Origin of the sequence: Paenarthrobacter nitroguajacolicus (genome assembly GCF_029952445.1) — a bacterium.
Classification (GTDB): Bacteria; Actinomycetota; Actinomycetes; order Actinomycetales; family Micrococcaceae; genus Arthrobacter; species Arthrobacter nitroguajacolicus_B.
Window position 1 is genome coordinate 239320 of sequence record NZ_JAQPPK010000001.1, and the last position, 23324, is coordinate 262643.

25 protein-coding genes, 2 tRNA genes and 1 other RNA gene are annotated in these 23324 nt (G+C 62.2%); 16 read left to right on the forward strand and 12 right to left on the reverse strand.

Annotated features, from left to right (window positions below; all coding sequences use genetic code 11):
• The first annotated feature begins 89 nt into the window (after positions 1-89).
• Together pepN and PJL15_RS01195 are read left to right on the forward strand one after the other, a co-directional pair.
• Entirely contained in the window at positions 90-2651 is a 2562-nt protein-coding gene (pepN, locus tag PJL15_RS01190; RefSeq protein WP_281449380.1) for an aminopeptidase N, read from the forward strand.
• Positions 2652-2719: 68 nt separating this feature from the next.
• Positions 2720-3199 carry an OsmC family protein gene (locus tag PJL15_RS01195; RefSeq protein ID WP_281449381.1) on the forward strand — a complete coding sequence of 160 codons (480 nt, stop codon included), beginning with the start codon at positions 2720-2722 and terminating at the stop codon, positions 3197-3199.
• On the opposite strand, the gene PJL15_RS01200 is transcribed toward PJL15_RS01195, so the two are convergent.
• Positions 3196-4194, reverse strand: coding sequence for an NAD-dependent epimerase/dehydratase family protein (locus PJL15_RS01200; protein WP_281449382.1), 999 nt, complete (start codon positions 4192-4194; stop codon positions 3196-3198). The genes PJL15_RS01195 and PJL15_RS01200 overlap by 4 nt on opposite strands.
• An 87-nt stretch (positions 4195-4281) precedes the next feature.
• On the opposite strand from PJL15_RS01200, the gene PJL15_RS01205 reads away from it, so the two are divergent.
• Both PJL15_RS01205 and PJL15_RS01210 read left to right on the forward strand, forming a co-directional pair.
• The gene (locus tag PJL15_RS01205) at positions 4282-4980 is read left to right on the forward strand and encodes a mechanosensitive ion channel family protein (RefSeq protein WP_281449383.1); all 699 of its coding nucleotides are present in this window, start codon (positions 4282-4284) and stop codon (positions 4978-4980) included.
• Complete coding sequence (locus PJL15_RS01210) at positions 4973-5455, forward strand: globin (RefSeq protein ID WP_281449384.1); 483 nt, start codon at positions 4973-4975, stop codon at positions 5453-5455. The genes PJL15_RS01205 and PJL15_RS01210 overlap by 8 nt, the downstream gene beginning before the upstream one ends.
• Here the strand turns inward: PJL15_RS01210 and PJL15_RS01215 are convergent.
• On the reverse strand, positions 5452-6129 hold the full coding sequence (locus PJL15_RS01215; RefSeq protein WP_281449385.1) for a hypothetical protein: 678 nt from the start codon (positions 6127-6129) through the stop codon (positions 5452-5454). The two genes, PJL15_RS01210 and PJL15_RS01215, sit on opposite strands and share 4 nt — an antisense overlap.
• A 63-nt stretch (positions 6130-6192) precedes the next feature.
• On the opposite strand from PJL15_RS01215, the gene PJL15_RS01220 reads away from it, so the two are divergent.
• Positions 6193-7098, forward strand: a complete 906-nt coding sequence (locus tag PJL15_RS01220; protein WP_281449386.1) for an acyl-CoA thioesterase — start codon at positions 6193-6195, stop codon at positions 7096-7098.
• Between the two features lie 57 nt (positions 7099-7155).
• Here PJL15_RS01220 and ettA read toward each other — a convergent pair whose 3' ends face one another.
• Positions 7156-8838 (reverse strand): energy-dependent translational throttle protein EttA, encoded by a 1683-nt coding sequence (ettA, locus tag PJL15_RS01225; protein WP_281449387.1) that lies wholly within the window; start codon positions 8836-8838, stop codon positions 7156-7158.
• A 56-nt stretch (positions 8839-8894) separates the two neighbouring features.
• Positions 8895-9164 carry a DUF6993 domain-containing protein gene (locus PJL15_RS01230; protein WP_281449388.1) on the reverse strand — a complete coding sequence of 90 codons (270 nt, stop codon included), beginning with the start codon at positions 9162-9164 and terminating at the stop codon, positions 8895-8897.
• Between PJL15_RS01230 and PJL15_RS01235 the strand changes: the two genes are divergently transcribed.
• Together PJL15_RS01235 and PJL15_RS01240 are read left to right on the forward strand one after the other, a co-directional pair.
• Positions 9154-9405, forward strand: coding sequence for a hypothetical protein (locus PJL15_RS01235; protein WP_281449389.1), 252 nt, complete (start codon positions 9154-9156; stop codon positions 9403-9405). The genes PJL15_RS01230 and PJL15_RS01235 overlap by 11 nt on opposite strands.
• Before the next feature lie 143 nt (positions 9406-9548).
• Complete coding sequence (locus tag PJL15_RS01240; protein ID WP_281449390.1) at positions 9549-10001, forward strand: SRPBCC domain-containing protein; 453 nt, start codon at positions 9549-9551, stop codon at positions 9999-10001.
• 41 nt (positions 10002-10042) lie between these two features.
• Here the strand turns inward: PJL15_RS01240 and PJL15_RS01245 are convergent.
• Positions 10043-10115, reverse strand: a tRNA-Arg gene (locus PJL15_RS01245).
• A gap of 220 nt (positions 10116-10335) precedes the next feature.
• Between PJL15_RS01245 and PJL15_RS01250 the strand changes: the two genes are divergently transcribed.
• Together PJL15_RS01250 and PJL15_RS01255 are read left to right on the forward strand one after the other, a co-directional pair.
• Positions 10336-10890 (forward strand): single-stranded DNA-binding protein, encoded by a 555-nt coding sequence (locus PJL15_RS01250; RefSeq protein WP_281449391.1) that lies wholly within the window; start codon positions 10336-10338, stop codon positions 10888-10890.
• A gap of 123 nt (positions 10891-11013) precedes the next feature.
• Entirely contained in the window at positions 11014-11694 is a 681-nt protein-coding gene (locus tag PJL15_RS01255) for a DNA alkylation repair protein (protein ID WP_281449392.1), read from the forward strand.
• Here PJL15_RS01255 and mptB read toward each other — a convergent pair.
• Positions 11687-13246, reverse strand: coding sequence for a polyprenol phosphomannose-dependent alpha 1,6 mannosyltransferase MptB (mptB, locus tag PJL15_RS01260; protein WP_281449393.1), 1560 nt, complete (start codon positions 13244-13246; stop codon positions 11687-11689). The genes PJL15_RS01255 and mptB overlap by 8 nt on opposite strands.
• A 147-nt stretch (positions 13247-13393) precedes the next feature.
• On the opposite strand from mptB, the gene orn reads away from it, so the two are divergent.
• The 4 genes from orn (at position 13394) to PJL15_RS01280 (ending at position 15746) form a co-directional block, all read left to right on the forward strand.
• Positions 13394-14029, forward strand: coding sequence for an oligoribonuclease (orn, locus tag PJL15_RS01265; RefSeq protein WP_281449394.1), 636 nt, complete (start codon positions 13394-13396; stop codon positions 14027-14029).
• 132 nt (positions 14030-14161) lie between these two features.
• A tRNA-His gene (locus PJL15_RS01270) sits at positions 14162-14237 on the forward strand.
• 120 nt (positions 14238-14357) lie between these two features.
• Entirely contained in the window at positions 14358-14930 is a 573-nt protein-coding gene (gene def / locus PJL15_RS01275; protein WP_281449395.1) for a peptide deformylase, read from the forward strand.
• 3 nt (positions 14931-14933) lie between these two features.
• Positions 14934-15746: an acyltransferase domain-containing protein gene (locus PJL15_RS01280; protein WP_281449396.1), complete on the forward strand. Its 813-nt coding sequence runs from the start codon at positions 14934-14936 to the stop codon at positions 15744-15746.
• Here PJL15_RS01280 and PJL15_RS01285 read toward each other — a convergent pair.
• From PJL15_RS01285 to rnpB, 4 genes are all read right to left on the reverse strand, one after another.
• Positions 15731-16531 (reverse strand): HNH endonuclease family protein, encoded by an 801-nt coding sequence (locus tag PJL15_RS01285; RefSeq protein ID WP_281449397.1) that lies wholly within the window; start codon positions 16529-16531, stop codon positions 15731-15733. The two genes, PJL15_RS01280 and PJL15_RS01285, sit on opposite strands and share 16 nt — an antisense overlap.
• Before the next feature lie 122 nt (positions 16532-16653).
• A complete protein-coding gene (locus PJL15_RS01290; RefSeq protein WP_281449398.1) occupies positions 16654-16863 on the reverse strand; it encodes a hypothetical protein in 210 nt (69 codons plus the stop codon).
• Between the two features lie 74 nt (positions 16864-16937).
• Entirely contained in the window at positions 16938-18425 is a 1488-nt protein-coding gene (locus PJL15_RS01295) for a glyceraldehyde-3-phosphate dehydrogenase (RefSeq protein ID WP_281449399.1), read from the reverse strand.
• A 264-nt stretch (positions 18426-18689) separates the two neighbouring features.
• Positions 18690-19078, reverse strand: an RNA gene (rnpB, locus tag PJL15_RS01300) — RNase P RNA component class A.
• A gap of 57 nt (positions 19079-19135) precedes the next feature.
• On the opposite strand from rnpB, the gene PJL15_RS01305 reads away from it, so the two are divergent.
• Positions 19136-19900, forward strand: coding sequence for a YaaA family protein (locus tag PJL15_RS01305; RefSeq protein WP_281449400.1), 765 nt, complete (start codon positions 19136-19138; stop codon positions 19898-19900).
• Positions 19901-19913: 13 nt separating this feature from the next.
• Here PJL15_RS01305 and PJL15_RS01310 read toward each other — a convergent pair whose 3' ends face one another.
• Together PJL15_RS01310 and PJL15_RS01315 are read right to left on the reverse strand one after the other, a co-directional pair.
• Entirely contained in the window at positions 19914-20651 is a 738-nt protein-coding gene (locus PJL15_RS01310) for a zinc ribbon domain-containing protein (protein WP_281449401.1), read from the reverse strand.
• Between the two features lie 58 nt (positions 20652-20709).
• Complete coding sequence (locus PJL15_RS01315) at positions 20710-21636, reverse strand: Nif3-like dinuclear metal center hexameric protein (RefSeq protein WP_281449402.1); 927 nt, start codon at positions 21634-21636, stop codon at positions 20710-20712.
• 126 nt (positions 21637-21762) lie between these two features.
• On the opposite strand from PJL15_RS01315, the gene msrA reads away from it, so the two are divergent.
• Both msrA and cysK read left to right on the forward strand, forming a co-directional pair.
• The gene (msrA, locus tag PJL15_RS01320; RefSeq protein ID WP_281449403.1) at positions 21763-22287 is read left to right on the forward strand and encodes a peptide-methionine (S)-S-oxide reductase MsrA; all 525 of its coding nucleotides are present in this window, start codon (positions 21763-21765) and stop codon (positions 22285-22287) included.
• Between the two features lie 67 nt (positions 22288-22354).
• Complete coding sequence (gene cysK / locus PJL15_RS01325) at positions 22355-23290, forward strand: cysteine synthase A (protein ID WP_281449404.1); 936 nt, start codon at positions 22355-22357, stop codon at positions 23288-23290.
• Positions 23291-23324: the final 34 nt, after the last annotated feature.

A 23324-nucleotide genomic window follows, 5' to 3' on the forward strand; every position in this document is an offset into this window, starting at 1 on the left:
CTCCTTGCCTTCCGTCCTCGGAGTGAAAGAATAACTTCATACCAGCGGCCGGTGGACCGGCCGGTCATCCCGATCCCCGGAGGCACCACTTGCCAGGTTTGAACCTCACGCGCGATGAAGCCGCGAAGCGCGCCGAACTGCTCACCGTCGATTCCTACGACGTCACTCTGGATCTGACCAAGGGGGCGGATGTGTTCGGGTCCACCACCGTGGTTAAGTTCTCTGCCGTACCGGGATCATCGACGTTCATCGATGCCATCACCCACACGGTCCACAGCGTGACGTTGAACGGCACGGACCTCGATCCCGCAGAGGTGTCCGACGGCGTCCGCATCCAGCTGCCGGAGCTGGCGGCGGAGAACGAACTGACAGTCGTGGCCGACGCCCCCTACATGAACACCGGCGAAGGCCTCCACCGCTTCGTCGATCCCGTGGACGGGGAAGCCTACCTCTACACCCAGTTCGAAGTTCCGGATTCCCGGCGAATGTTCGCAGTCTTTGAGCAACCCGACCTGAAGGCCAGCTTCACGTTCAAGGTCACCGCGCCCTCGCACTGGGATGTTGTGTCCAACTCCCCCACCCCGGTTCCCGTCCAGGCTCCGGCGGCCGCGGACGGTGGCGCACGCTCGGTGTGGGAATTCGCTCCCACTCCCCGGCTATCCTCCTATGTCACTGCCTTGATTGCCGGGCCCTACCAGTCGGTCCGCTCGGAGGTCACCAGCTCGGACGGACGGGTCATCCCCCTGGGGGTGTTCGCGCGCAAATCCTTGATGCAATACCTCGACGCGGACAACATCTTCGAACTCACCCGTCAAGGTTTCGAGTTCTTCGAAGCGCAGTTCGGCTGCCCTTACCCCTTCGAAAAGTACGACCAACTCTTCGTCCCGGAATTCAACGCCGGAGCCATGGAAAACGCCGGTGCCGTGACCATCCTCGAAGGCTATGTCTTCCGTGGCAAGGTCACCGGCGCGCAGATCGAGCGGCGTGCCATCACTGTCCTGCACGAGCTGGCCCACATGTGGTTCGGCGACCTCGTCACCATGCGCTGGTGGAACGACCTTTGGCTCAATGAGTCCTTCGCCGAATACATGTCGCACCTGGCCGCTGTGGAAAACACGGAATTCGACCGCGCATGGACCACCTTTGCCTCCGTGGAGAAGTCCTGGGCTTACAAGCAGGACCAACTTCCCACCACCCATCCGATCTTCGCCGAGATCAACAACCTCGAAGACGTCGAGGTCAACTTTGACGGCATCACCTACGCAAAGGGCGCGTCCGTCCTGCGCCAGCTGGTGGCCTGGGTTGGCCCGGAGCAGTTCATGGCCGGTGTCCGGACCTACTTCGGCAAGCACGCCTGGAAGAACACCGAGCTCGCAGACCTCATGGTGGAACTGGAAGCAGCATCGGGCCGCGACCTTGACCAGTGGGGCAAGCTTTGGCTCGAAACGGCCGGGGTGAACACTCTTGCCCCTGAACTGAGCGTCGACGGCGACGGCACCATCACCGGGTTCGCCATCCTCCAGACTGCCATTGAGGAACAACCCACCCTGCGCCCGCACCGCCTCGCTGTGGGCTTCTACACTCTTTCCGGTGACGGCAAGCTTGAACGCACCCACCGCGAAGAACTCGACGTCGACGGACCCCGCACCGAGGTTCCTGCCCTGGTGGGCCTGGCCCGCCCGGACCTGATCCTCCTCAACGACGACGACCTCGCCTACGCCAAAGTCCGGCTCGACCCGGAGAGCCTGGCCACCGCCAAGGCACACCTGAAGGACTTCACGGCCAGCCTCCCCCGGACATTGGTGTGGGGTTCGGCCTGGGATGCTGCCCGCGATGGCGAAACACCCGCGCGTGGCTACGTGGACCTGGTCCTTTCCAACATCGCCCACGAAACCGACTCCTCAGTGATCCTTGTCCAGCTGCGCCAGCTCGCAACCACGTTGACCTACTACGTTGCGGCCGAACACAAGCTGGATACGACCGTTGCGGCCGCCGATAGGCTGTGGGAGCTCGCGTCCTCGGTGGAGGCCGGCTCGGATGCCCAGTTGCAGTTTGCGAAGTCCTACGCGCAGCTCGCCCGCAGCGGTGCGCAACTGGACCGCATCCAGGGGCTGTTGGAAGGAACGGACACACTCAATGGCCTCACCATCGACCAGGACATGCGCTGGGAGCTCCTGACGGCCCTGGTCGCCGGTGGACGTGAAGGCCAGGAACGGATTGACGCCGAGCTTGCCCGGGACAACACTTCAAATGGCCAGAACGCTGCGGCGCAGGCAAAGGCCGCCATCCCCACTGCGGAAGCCAAAGCGGCGGCTTGGGACTCGATCGTGGTCAAGGGAGACCTTTCCAACGCGCTGCAGGCCTCAGCCGTGGCGGGCTTCATGCGGGTGCCCGACACCGCCCTCCTGGAACCCTACGCGGAGAAGTACTTCCAGGCCGTGCCCGGCATCGTCAAGGAGAGGACACACGCCCTTGCCCAGCAGATCGTTGTGGGCCTCTACCCGGCCCAGCTAACAACCCAGGCCACGGTGGACCGGACCGATGAATTCCTTGCCGGGCTCCCGGAGGAAAGCGCGGCCCTTCGCCGCATGATGCTGGAAAACCGCGACGGCGTGGCCCGCGCGCTGCGTGCACGGGCAGCTGACGCCTAAGACGCGCTGCTTGACCCATGCGGACAGTCACTGGCCAGCGCCCGTAGGGCTCTGGCTAAACTGTCCGCATGGGCCTCAACGAACATCATTACGCGCTCACTGTCCGCTGGACCGGAAACCTCGGGGAGGGCACGGCCGGCTACCGGGCCTACTCACGGGACCACGACGTCGAAATTCCCGGCCTCCCAACCCTAAAGGGTTCTGCCGATCCGACGTTCCATGGAGACCGCGAACGTTACAACCCTGAGCAACTGCTGCTCGCCGCGCTCTCCCAATGCCACATGCTGTCCTTCCTCCATGTCGCGGTGAAGCACGGCGTGGTGGTCACGGAATACCAGGACAACGCCGAAGGCCTCATGAAGCTCAATCGGGACGGCAGCGGACAATTCGAAAGCGTCACGCTCAAACCGAACGTCACCATCGCGGATCCCTCGCACGCCTCCTTGATGACGCAACTGCATCATGAAGCCAACCAGGTCTGTTTCATCGCCCGAAGCGTCAACTTCCCTGTTCACCACGAACCAGTCACGACGGCGGCAGCCGCCTAACGCTGCTGCTCCCGCCAAAGTGCCCCGAGCTTCTGTTCGGTTCCGCGGCTGAGGCCGGCTTTGCGCTCCCTGCCCAATCCCCGCCTCCGCTCATCCTCAAGAGTGGCTTCAAGGGTTTCCTGCCACGGCCGCAAACGCATGCCCCGCTCCCGGGCTGCCCGGTTGGAGCGCGCCTGGAAGCCGCCATGGTCCGGCGGCAGCCATAGCGGCAACGAATCGGGACCAGCCCAGTAATTCACGCCTTGTTCGACGAGCCAGCCTGGATCGGGCTGGATGACACCTTCTCCGCCAAATCCTGCCGCAGCCTGGCTTTCGGCAATGTAGTCCCCGAACTTCACTACATCGCCAAGGGCGTTGTACGCCCCGGTGATCCCATCTTCCGCTGCCCGTAGAACCCACGCCGCCAGATCCCTGACATCAATGATCTGGGTGGGAGCGTCCGCGATATCCGGTACCAGCACTGTGCCGGAGCCCAGCGCGAAACGAGCCGGCCAATAGCCGTAGCGGTCACTGGAATCGCCCGGGCCGCCAATCAATCCCGCCCGGACCACATGGGCTTTATCCCCCACCATGGCCGTTGTCTGTTTCTCGATGGCCGACTTCGACTCCCCATATGTCTCCGGCGTGCCGTGCTGGCCCATTGGCAACGGTTCCAGCAGGGCAGCACCCTCATCTGCGCCGGGGGTTGAAGGGTCCGAATACACGGAGCAACTTGAAACGAACGTCCAATGCTTCGCTGCGGCTCCGAGTACTTCCAGGGCAGCCTGCGCCTGCAGAGGATCCCTGGCCACCTCCACCACCGCATCCCAGGCGCCGTCGAGGTCTGCGAAGGCCGCGGCACCCACGGCGCGATCGCCCCTGACCCAGGTGGCGCCGTCGGGCGGGGTGGCCGAAGTACCCCGGGCGAAACAGGTGACATCATGCCCGGCGGCCACAGCCTGCCGGGCGATTTCTGCTGACAGGAAGGCGGTACCGCCAAGGACCAGGATGCGCATACCGTCACGTTACGGCGCTAGGGTTAAAGGTGGACAGAGTGTTCCGCGCCCGGCGAACACGGGCCGACCCCAAGGAGTTATTCCACTTTGACCTTCATCCCCCTTGCGGAAGCCATCAACATCGAACCCGAAAAGATCGACCTCGTTTCAATCCTGATCACAGTGGGCGTAGGCCTGGCTGTGTGGATCGTGGCTCGTTTCATCATCCTGCGCATCACTCGGCGAGTGTCCGCGGGCAGCTCCTTCTTCAAGAAACCGCACTTCAAGTGGGTGCAACCAGCAATCCGCGCGCTGGACCACGAACGCCGCTCACAACGGGCCGAAACCATCGGCTCCCTGCTGACGAGCCTGGTGAGCGTCATTGTGGTGGTGATCGTGATCATCTACGTCCTGAAGTACATGAACGTGGACGTGGCTCCCCTGCTCACCAGCGTCGGAATCCTGGGTGTTGCCATAGGTTTCGGAGCCCAGCAGCTGATCCGCGATTTCCTCGCCGGCATCTTCATTACCATCGAAGACCAGTACGGAATCGGCGACGTGATCGTCACCAGCGAAGTCATTGGTACCGTTGAGTCCGTTGGCCTGCGCATCACCCGCGTCCGCGCCGAAGACGGAGCCATCTGGTACCTGCGGAACGGCGAAATCCTGAGGGTTGGAAACCGTTCCCAAGGGGACTACGTGCCGCTGGAGTCACCGGACGACAACAACGAACCCGGCGCCTCAGCCGCGCCGGTCACAGCGGGCGCGCCCCGCGTCGTCAAAGCCGAGGAGAAGTCCAATGAGTAACACCCAGGGCGGGGAGCCGCAGTCACCTGCGGCGGGTCCCCGGCGCCAGCTGATGCAGAACGATCCCTTCAGCCAGCCCGCCTATACAGACAGCTTCTACGCCGCCGTCGGTGGGCACGAAACGTTCGTGAAGCTCATTGATGTGTTCTACGACGGCGTCGCGACGGATCCGCTCTTGCGCCCCATGTATCCGGAAGAAGACCTTGGCCCTGCCAAGCGCCGCTTCCTGATGTTCCTGGAGCAGTACTGGGGTGGGCCAACCACCTACGGCGAAGAGCGGGGCCACCCGCGCCTGCGCATGAGGCACATGCCCTTCCAGGTGACGCCGGAAGCCAAGGACCGGTGGCTGTTCCACATGCGCACGGCCGTGGACTCGCTGGAACTGTCCCCCTTGCATGAGGGGACGTTGTGGGACTACATGGAGCGGGCTGCCCTGACCATGGTCAACAGCCCCTCAGCGGGTCCCCGAAACTAGCCTGGGAACCCGAGGCCGAGCCCCGCGCCTGTGCGCACCAGCACATGGCCGCGGGGCCCGCTCAGCCGGTACCATCGTCCGTTCCGGAAGACCCGTTGGGCGCCATCGCCCAGGAATCCCAATGCGAAAGCAGCAAACGCGGCTCCGGCGGGCAAAGTGCCCTCGCCGGGAAGCTCCCGGCCCCACACGGCAGCCCTCGCGGTATTGACCACCGCGGCACCAGCCGAGGCCGGAATGACGCCGGCCACCTCGGCGATGCCCGCCTCTGCGGCCGCCTTTAGCTCGGCGTCGGATATTGTGCCCTGGGCCTCCCAGCCGCTGCGCGGCGCGCCCACGCCTGCCCACGATTCAGAAACGGTCGACGGCGGGATGGGCAGTTCCACATCATTGGCACCCGAGCGGGCCAACCGGTCCATGACGGACGCGAGCGTTACCGTCACATCCGCACTCGCAGGTTCAGCCAGCGCCATGGTCCTCAAGCCGAGGATGGTCGGCGTCGATTCACCCAGGATCCGGGGCCGGAGAACGCACACATAGGCGGCAAGGACGTTGCCTGCGGCCTGAAGCCGGATGGCGCCGTCGTCAATGCTTTTTGCCCGGGTGGCGAAGGTCCGCAAATCGGCGAGGTCCCGGGGATCGGCGAAGCGGAAGGACTGGGTCAAGACGTCTGTCACATCATCGACTCTACCGGCATGTCCCCGGTTGAGCGGGGTCGGGGCGGCGTCTAAAGTCGAACCATGACTGAGACGAACGCTGGCCTCCAGGTGGAAGCACCCGCAGAAGACCCCATGGAAGTGCTGATCGGCCTGCTGGACCTCGGCGACTTCGACGGTGCCCGGACCAACGAGGACATCTTCCTGGGCCCGTCCCAGAAACAGCCAAGGCACCGCGTTTTTGGTGGACAGGTCCTGGCCCAGTCGATGATGGCGGGGATGCGGACCGTGGAGCCGGACAGGGTGGCACATTCCATGCACGGCTACTTCCTGCGTCCGGGCGATGCAAACAAGCCCATCACCTTCGGCGTTGAGCGGCTGCGCGATGGCAGGTCCTTCTCCGCCCGACGCGTCCATGCCTACCAGGACGGCGTCCCGATCCTGTCCATGATCGCCTCCTTCCAAGTGGAAGATGAAGGCTTGGATCATCAAGCGTCCATGCCCGAAGGCATTCCGGACCCGGAGACTCTGCCCAGCACAGCGGAGCTGTTGTCGCACTTTGACCACCCGTTGGCCCGCCATATGTCCTCCGAGCGCCCCTTCGATGTACGCCACATCGATCCCGCGCTCTACGTCTTCCCGCCGAGCGAGCATGTGGCTACCAATGCGGTGTGGATGAAAACCATGGGGCCTCTCCCGGATGATCCCAAGCTGCACGTCGCCGCCTTGGCTTACGCCAGCGACTACACCCTGCTCGAACCCATCCTCCGCAAACACGGACTCTCCTGGATGACGCCCGGCATGAGTGTAGCCAGCCTCGACCACGCCATGTGGTGGCACCGGCCGGTCAAGGTGGACGAATGGATGTTGTACGTCCAGGAGTCCCCCAGCGCCCAGGGAGCACGGGGTCTGGCCACCGGCCGTATCTTTAACCGCGACGGCGTGCACGTCGCCACCGTGGCCCAGGAGGGCATGGTCAGGATTCCGTAGGCTGACGAGACAAAAGAAGAGGCCGGTCCAGCAGGGACCGGCCTCTTCGTTTATGTATTAGTCGCGGGTGAGGCGACGGTGCGTCACGCGGTGCGGCTTGGCGGCATCCGGGCCCAGGCGCTCCACCTTGTTCTGCTCGTAGGAGTCGAAGTTGCCCTCGAACCAGTACCACCTGGACGGGTTCTCGTCGTCACCTTCGTAGGCCAGGATGTGGGTTGCCACCCGGTCCAGGAACCAGCGGTCGTGGGAAACCACCACGGCGCAGCCCGGGAACTCAAGAAGCGCGTTCTCAAGGCTGCTCAGGGTTTCGACGTCGAGGTCGTTGGTAGGTTCGTCAAGGAGCAGGAGGTTGCCACCCTGCTTGAGCGTCAATGCCAGGTTGAGGCGGTTGCGCTCACCACCGGAGAGGACACCGGCCTTCTTCTGCTGGTCCGGTCCCTTGAACCCGAAGGCGGAAACGTACGCACGCGAAGGCATTTCGACCTGGCCCACCTGGATGAAGTCATGGCCTTCAGAAACAACTTCCCAGAGGGACTTGTTGGGGTCGATACCGCCACGGGACTGGTCGACGTAGGAGATCTTGACGGACTCGCCGATCTTGAGCTCACCGCCGTCCAGGGGCTCCATGCCGACGATCGTCTTGAACAGCGTGGACTTACCCACACCGTTCGGTCCGATGACGCCCACAATGCCGTTGCGCGGCAGGGAGAAGGAAAGATCTTCGATCAAAACGCGGTCATCGAAGCCCTTCTTCAGGTCCTTGGCCTCGATCACCAGGGAACCCAGACGCGGTCCCGGCGGAATCTGGATCTCTTCGAAGTCCAGCTTGCGCGTGCGCTCGGCCTCCGCAGCCATTTCCTCGTAGCGGGCCAGGCGGGCCTTGGACTTGGTCTGGCGGCCCTTGGCGTTGGAGCGCACCCACTCAAGTTCCTCGGTAAGGCGCTTGGACAGCTTCGCGTCCTTCTTGCCCTGGACCTCAAGGCGGGCCTTCTTCTTCTCCAGGTAGGTGGAGTAGTTGCCCTCGTACGGGTACAGGTGACCGCGGTCAACTTCGGCGATCCACTCAGCCACGTGGTCCAGGAAGTAACGGTCGTGAGTCACGGCAAGGACAGCGCCCGGGTACTGGGAAAGGTGCTGCTCGAGCCATAGAACGCTTTCGGCGTCCAAGTGGTTGGTGGGCTCATCGAGAAGCAGGAGGTCGGGCTTCTGCAGCAGGAGCTTGCACAACGCCACGCGGCGACGCTCACCACCGGAAAGCACGGTGACGTCTGAATCGGCAGGCGGGCACCGCAGAGCGTCCATCGCCTGTTCGAGCTGGGAATCGATGTCCCAGGCATCAGCAGCATCAATGGCTTCCTGGAGCTTGCCCATCTCATCCAGGAGGGTGTCATAGTCCGCGTCGGGGTTGGCCATCTCTTCGGAGATCTCGTTGAAACGCTGGATCTTGCCGTAGATCTCGCCAACGCCTTCCTGGACATTGCCCAGAACGGTCTTCTCCTCGTTCAGCGGCGGTTCCTGCAAGAGGATGCCCACGGTGTAACCGGGGCTCAGGCGGGCCTCGCCGTTGGAAGGGGTGTCCAGGCCGGCCATGATCTTCAGGATGGTGGACTTACCAGCACCGTTCGGGCCCACAACGCCGATCTTCGCGCCGGGGTAGAACGACATGCTGACATCGTCCAGAATAAGTTTGTCGCCAACGGCCTTGCGAGCCTTGGTCATCGTGTAAATGAATTCCGCCATGCCCTTAAATCTAATGGGTAGGCGTACAGAACTCACATTCGTTGCCGGCGACAGCGCTAGCGGGCGTCCCCCACGAAGCATTTTCCGGTGGACAGGACGGGCAGCACCGTGACCACTACACCGCCGTCGCGTATCTGGCCCATGACGCAGGAATTGCCGGACAACGCGGCCGCCTCCATGGCGTCGACATCCAGGCCGGTGGGCGTACGGGTGACCGATACCTCAATCTTGTCCTGGGCGATTCCGGCCGATACCAGGGCCGAACGCAGCGCTTCCCTGTCCGGTTTGGGGTTGCCGGCTACAAGGTTCTTAAGCGTGGTCTCCACTGTCGAGGCGGTGGCAGACACGGCGGGATCAGGGCTTTCCGTGGGTGCCGTGCTGGCACTGGCGCTGTCTGGCGGAGTGGTTTCGCCGCCGGCTGACGGACTGGCGGTGCTGGTGCCCGCGGCTGTGGTGCCGGTTGCCGTCGTCGTGGGCGCAGGCGCAGCGGTGCAAGCGGTCATCATGACTGCCGCGGCGATCATCAGCGACCATCCTGCCAAGCGGACATTGGTGGTGACAGCCTGAGCCGGCCGGCCATGCTTCGGTGTGGTTCCCCTGATTATCACCTAGCCATTGTGCCATTCACAGGAGGCCCGAACGGGCGTACCGTGTGCTGGGAGGTTTACGGGAGGGTTCCAAGGACCCGAATGAAAGGTGGGGTGCACATCATGAGCGGACAAGTCGTGAGTGGACAAGCCGCAGACGCCGTTGCGTCGACCACGATCGTTGCCGGGCAGGAACAGGTGTGGGAAGCCCTGACAGATCCGGCCCTCATCAAGCAGTACTTTCTGGGGACCAACGTCACTACCACCTGGAAAACAGGCGACCCAATAACTTACTCCGGTGAATACAACGGTAAGGAATACGAAGACAAAGGCACTGTCCTGGTATTCGAACCTCCTGTGCGGCTCAAAAACACGCATTTCAGTCCTTCGTCGGGACTTGCGGACACCCCGGAGAACCATCACACCGTTGAGTACGCCCTGGCCGCGGTTCCCGGCGGAACCACCGTTACCATCACGCAGGGAAACAATAGGAGCCAAGAAGAAGTGGCATCCTCCACCGCCATGTGGCAGCAGGTGCTGGGCAACCTCAAGGAATTCCTGGAGTCCAGGTCCTAGGAAACACCCTCCCTGGACTGTGATCCAAGGAGGGTGAATTGTGCCCCAGGAGGGAATCGAACCCCCGACCGGCGGATTAGAAGGCCGCTGCTCTATCCCCTGAGCTACTGGGGCGCACCGACGCGAATGACTACGTGGGCCGCTCGCGCCACAAAGAGTTTACATGCGATCGCTTGGTCACCCGCCATCTCCACGCTGGGTGCATCTATTCCTCAACAACGGGCTTGTCGCCGTAGTTATTCACATAGCGGAGGACACGACTGCCATGACCAATGTCATTCGATGAAGCTGGAGGGGCCGGACAGGCACTTCCCTACATCGTTAAGGACCACCAATGAATGACATGATCACCGTCAGGGGCTTCGTGGCCTCGGACGTGAAGAGTTCCACCACCACCCGCGGCACAGCAACTGCGTCGTTCCGTCTTGGAACCACGGAACGGCGGTACGACCGTTCGACCAACACCTGGGTGGACGGTAATACAAACTGGTACACGGTGCAGTCGTTTCGCTACCTTGCCGGACACGTCGGCTGCAGCATCAAAAAGGGGCAGCGGGTCCTGGTTGTTGGAAAGCTTCGCCTGAGGCAGTGGGAACACGAAGGCCGCGTCTACCACGTAGCCGAAATCGATGCCGAATCCGTTGGCCACGACCTCATGTGGGGCTCCGCGAACTTCACGCGGATGAACGGAACCTCAACGACGCCCTCGGATTCTGTTCCGCCGACGGAAGGACCTGGCACTCCCCCAGGCAACAGCGACTGGGAGGTCCCTGAGGAGGGCCAGGTGCCGCCGGACGAAGAAACCGTACCGTCCGGGTTGGATGAAGCCGACGGCGAAGAACCCCTGGTGAACACATCCACCGGTGAGCTGGTGCGAGCCGGCGTTTGAAAATCTCCTGGCATCCCGTGCCGTGGACGGATGCCGGACAGTAGAACGGGACAAGGGCGGACCCCGAAGGTACTGAAGCCCGGGGTTCGGCCCTGCCGTCGATTACCGCCCTAAAGTGGGGGCATGTCCACTGCTGAACTCATTGAGTCCATACGTTCAAAGCTGCGTTCGGAAGGCGACGCCGATCGCGCACGTGGCGCCCAGGCATACATGAAGTCCGATATGCCTTCCCACGGTGTCCGGGTCCCGGACGTTCGCAGGATTGCCAAGGCCGCCGCCAAGGAGTTTCCCCCGTCGGCGCCGGAGGAACTCCGCAGTGCCGTCTTGACCCTGTGGCGGGAAGCAGCGGCACGGGAGGAGCGCTACGCGGCCATCGATCTCACTGGCCTGCCGATGGTCAAGGACGATCTGCTCATGCTGCCGGTCTACGAGGAAATCATCCGGACGGGTGCCTGGTGGGACCTTGTGGACGGCGTATCGCACCGTATCTGCGCCCTCTTGCTGGCCCACAAGGACGAGATGACCCCGCTGATGCTTCAGTGGGCCCAGGACGCCGACATGTGGATCCGGAGGGCCGCCATCACTGCTCAACTTGGCGCGAAAGCTGCCACAGACACGGCGCTGCTGGCCCGGGTGATCACGGCAAACCTGGCTGATCAGGACTTTTTCATCCGCAAGGCGATCGGCTGGGCACTGCGCGAGTACAGCAAAACCAATCCCGGCTGGGTCAGCGACTTTGTGGAAGAAAACGTGGGAGCATTGAGCCCTTTGTCCGCACGGGAGGCCATGCGGCTCATCAGATGATGGGGCGGTGTCCTGGTTCGTCGCGCTTGCGGAACAAACTCTTGGTTTTCGGATCCACAAAGATCAGGTAGACGGCGAAGAGGAGAGCGATGATGGCGGCAGCGTTCCTGGCGAGCGTGAGAGCCAGGCCGAGGTCCTCGCTCTGCAGGTACGGAAAAACGTCCAACTGGTCAGAGATGGCATAGACCATGAAGAACGACATGATGAAGTAGACAGCCTTGACTTGCCAGTCGTTGCGGATACCTGTTACGGCAAAGAGCGGTATCAACCAAACCACGTACCAGGACTGAATCATCGGTGCCAGGATCACGATGGCGGCAAATGCCAGCGTCAGTCGACGCATCAGGCGGTCGTAATCACCGCGGAAGATCTGCCAGGCGACCGCCCCCACCATGAGCACCTTGCCGGCGTCGTAAACCCACTTGGCCATGCCCCAACCATCCAGGCCGAACACGTTGAAAATCGAAGCAACAACCAAGCCGATCAGTCCCACCGGGGCATACCAAATCCAGATGCTGCCAGGGGCGGAAAGACCATTAATCCAGCCAAAGCCGAACCCGTTGACAAGGCTCAGAGCGTACAACAGTCCAAAACTAAGGCCGGCGGTGAGGAACCAGTACAGGAACTTCCGCGGCCAGGAGGCACCCTTGCCTGCCCATAACAGTCCAATGAAGGGCAGGAACACGATGGTGATGGGCTTGACGGATATAGACAACGTGACCAGCACGATGCCGAGAACAACCCTGCGTGTGGCGCAGTAGTAGAGGCCGGCCAAGGCCAAGCCGATCATCAGTGCGTCATTGTGGACGCTCGCGATGAAGTTGGTGAGAAAGAGCGGATTTGCGGCTGTCAGCCACAGCGCGCGGTGCGGATTCACACCGTGCAGCTCAGCAAGCTTGGGCACGTACACAATGCAGAGCACGATCCCCACCAAGGCAACCAAACGGAACAGCATGATGCTGGCTTCAGGTTGGACGTTGGTCACCCAGACTACGAACTGTTCGATCCACAGGAACAGCTGTCCATAAGGGACCGGTGCTTCCGTCCACATCTTGTCCGCACCCAACTGGAAATAGTTGGGCAGGGCCGAGATGCCGTTCTTGTACGGATTCATGCCCTCGACCATGAGGCGTCCCTGGCCGATGTAGGCGTAAACGTCCCTGCTGAAGAGGGGAACCGTGAACATCATCGGCAGTCCCCAGGCCACAACGGCCTGAAGGGTAGCCTTGCGGGCTTCCAGCCCCCACACCCTGACACGTTGGCCGAGCCGGAGCCAGGCCCGCACAAGCAGCATGCCGCCGACGGAAAGAAGAACGATGGAGAGGGCGACTCCCGCGCCCTCGGTGCGCATCCAGATAAAGAGCGGCAGCCGCCGCAGTTCGGACACCGGAGCAAGCCAACCCACACCCAAAGATCCGAACACCATGAACATCGAACCGATGAAGCCGGCGATCAGGGGCGAACGCGCGTTATCCACCTCGCTGGCTGCAGCAGCATCCGCCGTCGGCGCTGCTGTCCCTGCCTTCTGGGCGGCGGGTACGGGCACCGTCATGTGGTCGTCATCCAATCGTTCGCCCGGTAAATTCGGGACAAAAATTCTGCGTCTTCGGGGCTTCCGCAGCAGGAAGAAACGACACTGCTGCGCTCAAAAATCGTACCATCGGAGCACTTGGAACCGGCTGAAGGATAGGCTAGGCGCGTGCCTATTACTAATGAACGCATCGTCTGGATCGACTGCGAAATGACCGGCCTGGACCTCAAGAACGACGCCCTGATCGAGGTTGCCGCCCTGGTGACGGATTCCGAGCTCAATATCCTGGGTGACGGCGTCGACGTCGTGATCAAGCCGGATGATGCCGCACTGGAACAAATGAACGACTTTGTGCGGGACATGCATACCCGCTCCAAACTTCTGGACGAGCTCCCATTCGGTAAGACCATGGCCGAGGCCGAAGCGCAGGTCCTGGAGTACATCGAGAAATGGGTTCCGGATCCCCGCAAGGCCCCCCTGGGTGGAAATTCCGTGGGGACGGACCGGATGTTCCTGGCCCGGGACATGCCGAACATCGTTGAGCACCTGCACTACCGTGTCATCGACGTCAGCACCATCAAGGAGCTGTCCCGGCGCTGGTTCCCGCGTGCCTACTTCCAGTCGCCCGCAAAGCACGGTGGACACCGTGCGCTCGGTGACATCAAGGACTCCATTGACGAACTCCGCTACTACCGGGAAGCCGTCTTTGTTCCCGCACCTGGTCCCGACACTGCCACCGCCCAGCGCATTTCCAAGGACATCATGGCCAGCGCCGAAACCCTCGGATCCAGCGAAACGGTGTGATCTGCGCCATTTTTAAAGGTTTTTTCGCCAAAACCGGCAAAAGTGGACTTTGCACCCCAAAACAGCAGGTAAGCTATTTGTCGTTGCCTTCGAGGAAAGCCGGTCAAACGGTATAACCGAAAAGGGCACATGGTGGGCTTAGCTCAGTTGGCAGAGCGCCTGGTTGTGGTCCAGGAGGTCGCGGGTTCAACCCCCGTAGCTCACCCCACCGAGATTGGCTGCAGAGCCGGTTTCCACAAAGGCCGCACCGGTTATCCGGTGCGGCCTTTGCTTTTAACCCGAAGCCGGAACGCCCCGGACCTTAGCGACCAACAAAGGAAGAACCGACATGACCGTCCTGCCAGTGACCATTTGGGGCGAACCCGTTTTGCACCGCCGGGCAAGCGAAGTCGAAGTCTTCGACGACGAACTGCGCGCCTTGATCGCTGACATGTTCGAGACTAACGATGCAGCCAACGGCGTGGGCCTCGCTGCGCCGCAGGTGGGCGTGGGCAAACGCATTTTCGTCTACAAGTACGACAACGACGACGACGTCCCGCCGCAGGGCGTAGTGGTCAACCCGGTACTCACCCTTTCCAAAGTCTCCGGCGCACTTCCGGACCCCGATGAGGACGTTGAAGGCTGCTTGTCCTTCCCCGGCGAGTATTACCCTTTGCAGCGCGCCGACTGGACGCGGGTTCAAGGCTTCGATGGAGACGGCAATCCCGTGGAATTTGAAGCGACCGGCTGGTTCGCCCGGATTCTTCAACATGAGTTCGACCACTTGGATGGCAAGCTCTACGTGAACCGCTTGGTGGACCGCTACTCGAGGAAAGCCATGAAACAGGCCAAGAAAAACGGCTGGGGCGTGCCCGGCCTGACGTGGATGCCCGGCGTCGACCCCGATCCCTTCGGGCACTAAGGCATGGAAACCGGCACCCACGCCGAGCTGTTCAAGCTCCTGGACATCAGCGCCGAGGACGCACAGGAGTGTGCCGCCCTTTTGGCGACGCCTCCTGACAGCAACGTCCAACAAGCACTGGACGCCATGAAAGCCCGCCTCGGCACGTATCCGGTGGAAAGCATCACGGCAGTCGACGCACCCGAAGCAGCCTGGATCGAAGCACTGCTTCGCTTCGCCCCGTTGGTCCACGCGTACCACCTTGAGCTGGGCATCGAGCCTGCCGTGTCCGCGGCATCGCTGGCAGATGTGGGCTTGCAGTTGCGGATCAACCGGAGGGTCCATGGCCGTTTCGGACTCGACACTTGGGGTTGGCTGACGCTTCACATGGCCGGCAACCTGCTTCGACTCGGGAGGTTGCAGTTCCATCTGGTTCCTGCGGGCGTTTCGGCTTCAGGCTGGGTGCTGGGTGTGCACATTCCCGAAGACGGTGGCCTCTCCCCCGCCTTGGTGGACGGAAGCTTCGCAGAAGCCCGCGCCTTTTTCTCTCGTCATTTTCCCGACAAGCCGGCAACCGTGGCCACTTGCGACTCGTGGATGCTGGATCCATATCTTTCGGAGAAACTTCCCAACAGCAACATCGCGTCCTTCGCGCGCCGCTTTACCCTTGATCGCTGCACCGACGCACCCACCGACGCTGTGTACTTCACCTTCCGGCAGCGTGGCCTCCAGGATCTGGAAAAACTTCCCCGGGAAACCTCACTTCAGCGCGTGGTCCTGGAACGAATCGACGACGGCGGCACCTGGCAACTTGGGCACGGTCACCTGGCGCTGTAGATAGTCTGCTGCTCAGGGCAGGAGGCCAGGACGCCCTTCATGGCATCCTTCTCAGCCTGGGTGACCCAGAGCCGGTAGGCGGTCTTCACTGAGATCTGCCGGGCAACGTAGTGGCAGCGGAAGTTCTTATTCGCCGGCAACCATGTCGCGGCGTCTCCGGCTCCTTTTTTCACATTCGCCGGGCCATCTGCCGCAATCAGGTTCAGGGGGTCATTGGCGAGGGTTTGCCGCTGCTGGACCGTCAGCTGCTGGGCTCCCTTCTGCCAGGCGTCGGCCAAGGCCACCACGTGGTCGATCTGCACTGCAGAACTCGTTTCCTGTCCCCTCGTGAACTGCACTTGCAGTCCGATGTAGGGTTCGTTCAGTGTTCCGGCGGCTACCTTGCAGGAGGACCCTTCCGCGAACTTCACCGCAGTCATGTCGCGGCGGAGGATGTCGTTCCTGGTATCGCAACCATTGTGGTCGGCGTCGGCCCATGCCTGTCCGAAGGCGGCCCGGTCGTAGTCCGATTTCGGCGCCCGGCCTTTGACCTGCAGGCGCTCCAGGGCATCTGTGGCCTTTTCAGCGGCTACAGGCGCAGCGCCGCGCACAGGCTTCATCCATTCGGGGTTGTAGACCGGAGCTTCGCTTGGCCCGGACTGCGCGGGCTGTGCGACCTCGAACTGGCCGGCAGTAAAGAACCAGGAGAGCCCGGCGACGACGGTAGTGGCGACCAGGGCCAGTACCGTCCATGCTTGGCGTGACCGCCGACGGGCGCGTCTGTAGGCGGACCAGGTGATGCTCAAGGGACTCCATCCAGTGGGGCAAGGTGTGTCATACGAGCGTATGGCAAGGCCCCGACAGTCAGAGTCGGTATCCACAGTGTGTAGGAGAAGTCACACTGTGTTGAGGCAGGAAACAGGCCGGTTTATTGCTCGCGCATCACGCGCTGCAGGTCCTCGGCAGCCACCGCCAGAAGTCCGCGCAGTTGTTCGACGCGCTCGTCAGTAACGTCCCCTGTAACATTAGCCGCGACGGCTTGGTCCAGGAGTTTCTGGGCTTGCTTGTGATTGGCCTTGGCGACGTCCAAGGCGTGTTCCAGAGTGGTCTCATGTTCGATCGTTGATTCGTTTTCCATGAGTCCCATTCTGGTCAGGTTTCCCGGCCGATACCAGTGACCCGGCCGGGAAACCCCTGATAACTGCTGCGTGCTTAGGCGTCAGCTGTTTCCAGTACGGCGATGGGAGCGACGACGTCCCGTGCGGGGAACGACGGCGGGTTCACCCCGGCCATTTCTTCCATGACCCGGACAACCTGGCAGGAGTAGCCGAACTCGTTGTCGTACCAGACGTAAAGTACGAGGTTCTTGTCGTTGGAAATGGTCGCGAGTCCGTCCACGATGCCGGCCCTGCGGGAGCCGACGAAGTCAGTGGAGACCACATCAGGGGAATCGATGTAGTCGATCTGCTTGCGGAGATCCGAGTGCAGGGACATCTCGCGGAGGAAGTCGTTGACTTCGTCCCGGGTGGTGCCGTTCTCAAGGTTCAGGTTCAGGATGGCCATGGAAACATCGGGGGTGGGAACGCGGATGGCGTTGCCGGTGAGCTTTCCCTGCAGTTCCGGCAGTGCCTTCGCTACGGCCTTGGCGGCGCCAGTCTCGGTGATCACCATGTTCAGCGCGGCGGAGCGTCCACGGCGGTCACCCTTGTGGAAGTTATCGATCAGGTTCTGGTCGTTGGTGAACGAGTGGACCGTTTCGACGTGGCCGTGAATGATGCCGAACTTGTCGTTGATGGCCTTCAGCACCGGTGTGATGGCGTTCGTGGTGCAGGAGGCAGCCGTGACGATCTTGTCGTCGTCGGTGATGTCGCGGTGGTTGATCCCGTGAACGATGTTCTTCAGATCGCCCTTGCCCGGCGCCGTGAGCAGGACCCGGGCAACGCCCTTGCTCTGCAGGTGCTGGGAGAGGCCATCGGCGTCGCGCCACCGTCCGGTGTTGTCAACAACCAGCGCGTCCTTGATGCCGTAGGCCGTGTAATCAACGGTTGCGGGGTTGTCCGAGTAGATGACCTGAACCTGCACGCCGTTGGCGGTGATGGTGTTGGCTTCTTCATCCACGCGGATGGTGCCTTCGAAGGAACCGTGGACGGAGTCGCGGCGCAGCAGGCTGGCGCGCTTGACGAGGTCGTTTTCGGCACCCTTGCGGACCACAATGGCGCGCAGGCGGAGGCCGTGGCCGCCACCGGCCTTTTCGATGAGGATGCGGGCCAGCAGGCGGCCGATGCGTCCGAAACCATAAAGAACGACGTCGGTGCTGGTGCGGTCGTCAGCGCCGCGCTTGCCCACGATCTCGGCGAGCTCGGCACGCAAGTACTCGTCCAGGGAGGCGCCATTGCCTTCTGCCCGGTACTTCTCGGTCAAACGTGCAATATCAATGGCCGCGGCGCCGAGCTCCAGCTCGGAGAGGGCGTTCAGCAGGGGTGCGGTCTCTTCGAGCAGGAGCTCGTGGTTGCTCATCCGGCGTGCAAAGCGGTGGGCCTTGAGGATGTTCATGGTGGACTTGTTGATCAAGCTCCGGCCGTGGATGCTGGTGACCACGTTGTTTTCCCGGTACAACCGGCCGATCACCGGAATCATGGCCTCGGCGAGAGCCTCCCGGCCCATCCACTTATCAAGACAAGAATCTGACGTCTGGCTCACAGAACTACCTTCCTTGGGTCAACCACATACGTCCTCGTATGCAGATGGCAGCGGCCGCCCGGAGTAGTCCTGCGGCACATGCGCCGGCGGGCTTCGGTCCACCCACAGCGCCTTGAACGAGAGCAAAGAAAATCCGCCGGCTGCGAACGCAGTCCCGGCGGCAGAACATCTACGTTCAGTAACCATTCTAGGCTGGAAGGGGAAGGCATGGTTGTCGCGGAGGCGTGAAATCACTCACACGCCCGCAATCCGGGGAGTCATAAATGGATGGGTTGACCGATACGCCGGGTTCTGTCATCCCTTTCCGTTGCCGAAAAGGGAGTAGCGGCCATCCATCTACGAACGCCGTTGCCGACGCCCTCCAGCAGCCTACCCGGACACTCGGGCGAGCAGCCCTCGAACGTGTCCTGTCTGGCCTTGCTCCGGGTGGGGTTTACCTAGCCTCCCCGGTCACCCAGGGAGCTGGTGGTCTCTTACACCACCGTTTCACCCTTACCTGCTGCCTCCGGTGCAATACCGGAAACGCAGGCGGTCTGTTCTCTGTGGCACTGGCCTGCGGGTTACCCCGAGTGGGCGTTACCCACCACCCTGCTCTGCGGAGCCCGGACGTTCCTCGAGCCACTTTCGTGACGCGCGACCGCCTGGTCAACCCATCCGCCCTACAGTCTACCGGCGTCCGGGGCGGCCCAAGTCACCGGTAATATCGACTGGTGCTGATTCTGCTGCCGCCATCCGAAGGCAAGACGCCTGCCCGCAAAGGCCCCGCCATCGACTGGGAGTCATTGAGCTTTCCGGACTTGAACCCCTACCGGGCCAAGGTCCTCGAAGCACTGGGGACGGTGAGCGCGCACGAGGACGCCCTCGTGTTGCTGGGCGTCGGCGCGTCGCTGAGTGACGACGTCGAACGCAATACGCGCCTGCACGCCGAACCGGCGGCCCCCGCGCACCAGGTCTATTCAGGTGTCCTGTACGACGCCCTTGGCTTCAAGAGCCTGACACCCACCCAGCGACGCAAGGCGACGGAGTCCATCCTGGTGGTCTCAGCGCTCTGGGGTGCCATCGGCTTTGGTGACCACGTGCCCGCTTATCGGCTGTCCATGGGGACCGCACTGCCCGACGTCGGACGCCTCGCCTCCTACTGGAAGCCCCAGCTTGGCGCCGCCCTCACCAAACGCGTTGAAGGGGAACTGTTGGTGGATTGCCGCTCCAGCACCTATGCCGCTGCCTGGACTCCCCCGGCCGCGCAGACAGTGAACGTCAATGTGTTCAATGAGGCCAACGGCAAACGGACCGTGGTCAGCCACTTTGCCAAGCACACCCGGGGTGAACTGGCGCGGCATCTGCTGACGAGGCGCGGCAAGGCGCCGTCCACTCCGGATCAGCTCTTGAAGGCCGCAAGCGAAATGTGGACTGCTGAACTCGTCGAGGGCACGGCCCGCAAGCCGCACGCGCTGAACATCATTCTGTCCAGCTAGGGGCTAATTCGGTTCAGTTCCACTCCGCCGAACGGACCAGGATCACACCTGAGTCCGGGCAGAATACGATGTCGTCTTCGGCGGCGGCCTTGACCTCGGCAAGGTCTCCGGGGCTGAGCATCATCCCCGAACCTTCGGATTTTCCGTGGAACAGCCGGGCAGCACCGACTCCCCGTTTGGCGATGGTCTTTTCGTAGACCGCAAGCATTCCGGCGTCCAACGCCTCGGCAAAGGCCGCCCGCTGCCCGCGAACCACCGTTTCCTCGGCCGCAATCTCCGCGATTGCTTCGTCCAGTTCGGCGCGGATGCCGCCAAAGGAGCCTTGGATGTCGTCAACGATTGCCTGTTGGGCGGCTTGGCGTTCACGCAGGGTATCCAGGCGCTCCAGGATCTCCAGCTCAACGTCTTCGAGGTCCGAACGGCGCTTGGTGAGCGAGGCGATGTCGTTCTGAAGCGCCACTAGGTCCTTGGACAACCCGGTACCGCTGTTCAGCCTGGTCTCATCGCGCTCGATGCGGGACGCAACCTGTTCGACGTCGGCTTCCGCGCGGCGCAGTTCGGCCTCGGCATCGTGGACGGCGACCTTGGCCGCACCCAATTCCCCGTTGGCCACGCTGAGGGCGTCCGTCAAGTCAGTGATGCGGGGATCGTTTTCCAGCACTTTCCGGCGGCCGGCCAACGATTTGAGCTTGGCATCGAGCCCCTGCAGTTCAAGCAATTTCAATTGTTCTGCTGGTGCTGCTTTCGCCACGCTTACCTCCGCTTGTCGCCACCGGTCCTGGAGATCAGGGCCGGCCCTTTCCTAGACTCTAGTCGCCGCCGGGAGTCAGTATGAAGTCCCAAGGGTCACTGTTGGTACTGCTGACGCGGATATCGACGTCGTAGCCCTGGTCCGAGAGCACGTTGCCCAAGGCTTCGGCGGCGGCAGGAAGCCACAACCATTCGCTGGCAAAATGCGATACGTCAATCAGGTACGGCCGCCCGTTGGTGGCGCCTTCACGCGCTTCCGACGCCGGATGGTGCCGCATGTCCGCGGTCACGTACACATCGGCATGGTTGGCCCGGACGGCGTCGAACAGGCTGTCGCCGGCGCCTCCGCAGACAGCCACGCGCCGCACAAGTCCGTCCTTGTCACCGGCCACCCGCACTCCGCCGGCAACGGCCGGGAGCATTTCGAAGACGCGGGCTGCGAAGTCACCCAGTGTTTCGAGCTCCGGAAGATCGCCTACCCTGCCAATTCCTTCTTCAGGCAAGCCGTTGGACGCCGGAGTCAGCGGCGCCACATTCTCCAGTCCGAAGGCGTCCGCGAGGACGTCAGACACTCCCCCAACGGCTGAGTCGCCGTTTGTGTGCACAGTGAGCAGGCCCGTTCCGGCCTCGATCAACCGATGCACGGCGAGGCCCTTCGCGGACGTCGCTGCCACCGAATTCACGCCTTTGAGCAGCAAGGGATGATGGGTGATCAGAAGTTCAGCGCCCCACTCGATGGCCTCATCAATGACAGCGAGGGTGGGGTCTACGGCAAAGAGGACTTTGGTCACCGGTACCGTGGGACGCCCGACCACAAGGCCAACCTCATCCCAATCTTCGGCAAGGGACTCAGGCCAGAGCTCTTCGACAGCCAACAACACCTGGCCGAGGGTTGGTTCGCCGCTGGCCCCCACTGTTTCGTCGTGTTCTGTTTCGTCTTCTTCGACGGAATCCGCATCAGAAATGCCAGTGTTTACTGCTTCCATATTCCTATTCTTCACTACCGTGCCCGTTCAGGCAGTCCCCCCGCCCCTGAAGTACCTGCCGGGTGCCGTAATTCTCCCGTAAGGTGAAGCGGGAATCATCAGGCTTTCCCAACCATTGAAGAGAACATGAAAACTTTCGTACTTGGCGGCGGCTGCTTCTGGTGCCTGGATGCCGTTTACCAGAAGACCCGCGGCGTCAGCTCGGTGGTCTCCGGCTACACCGGTGGCCATATCCGCAATCCCGATTACTACGAGGTGTGCTCCGGAACCACGGGCCACGCGGAAGTCGTTGCGGTGACGTTCGATGAAACCGTTGTGCCCGAAGAAGTCATCCTGGACATGTTCTTTGCCCTTCACGACCCCACCACCCTGAACCGGCAGGGCTACGACGTCGGAACCCAGTACCGTTCGTCGATGTTCTACACCACCACCGAAGAGAAGATGCTGTTCGAAGAAGCGATCGAACGCGCCCAGACCCTCTGGTCCGATCCGATTGTGACTGAGGTGGTCCCCCTGCCGGACTTCTACGAGGCCGAGGAAGTTCACCAGAATTACTATGCGAAGTTCCCTTACCAGGGGTATTGCCAGGTGATCATTAATCCCAAGCTGGCCAAGGCGAGGAAATATTACTCTGCATGGCTTACTGCTTAGCAAGGTTTCGATCCCGCTGGTTAGGCTGACCTCAGCATTCCCTCTTCAGAGATAGGCGTAAATTTTCATGGCAAGGATCTACGACGACGTCACCCAGCTGGTCGGCCGCACTCCGCTGGTTCGGTTGAACCGGCTGACCGAGGGCCTGGACGCCCAGGTTGCAGTCAAGCTCGAGTTCTACAACCCGGCCAACAGCGTCAAGGACCGCATCGGCGTGGCCATCGTTGACGCTGCGGAAAAGTCCGGTGCCTTGAAGCCCGGCGGAACGATCGTTGAGGGCACCTCCGGCAACACCGGTATCGCACTCGCGCTGGTGGGCGCTGCCCGCGGTTACAAGGTCATCTTGACCATGCCTGAAACGATGTCCACCGAACGTCGCGTCATGCTGCGCGCCTACGGTGCCGAGATCGTCCTGACCCCCGGTTCCGAAGGCATGCGCGGCGCTGTCGAGAAGGCCCAGGAGATCGTCGCCACCACGGAAAACGCCATCTGGGCACAGCAGTTCGCCAACGAGGCCAACCCGGCCATCCACCGTGCCACCACGGCTGAGGAAGTTTGGGAAGACACCGACGGCGAAGTGGACATCTTTGTTGCCGGCGTTGGCACCGGCGGCACCGTCACCGGCGTCGGACAGGTCCTCAAGGAGCGCAAGCCCGGCGTCCAGATCGTGGCTGTGGAACCGAAGGACTCCGCAATCCTCAATGGTGGAGCCCCCGGCCCGCACAAGATCCAGGGCATCGGCGCCAACTTCGTTCCGGAAATCCTGGACACCAACGTCTACGACGAAGTCCTCGACGCCACCCTCGAAGATTCCGTACGTGTGGCACGTGAACTCGGCGCCCGCGAAGGCATCCTGGGCGGCATCTCCTCCGGCGCCATCGTTTGGGGCGCACTCGAGCTCGCCAAGCGTCCGGAGAATGCCGGCAAGCTGATCGTGGCAGTCGTCTGCGACTTCGGAGAGCGTTACATCTCCACCGTTCTGTTCGATGACATCCGCGGCTAACACAACGCCCGCGTACCTTCATTTCCTGTAGAAA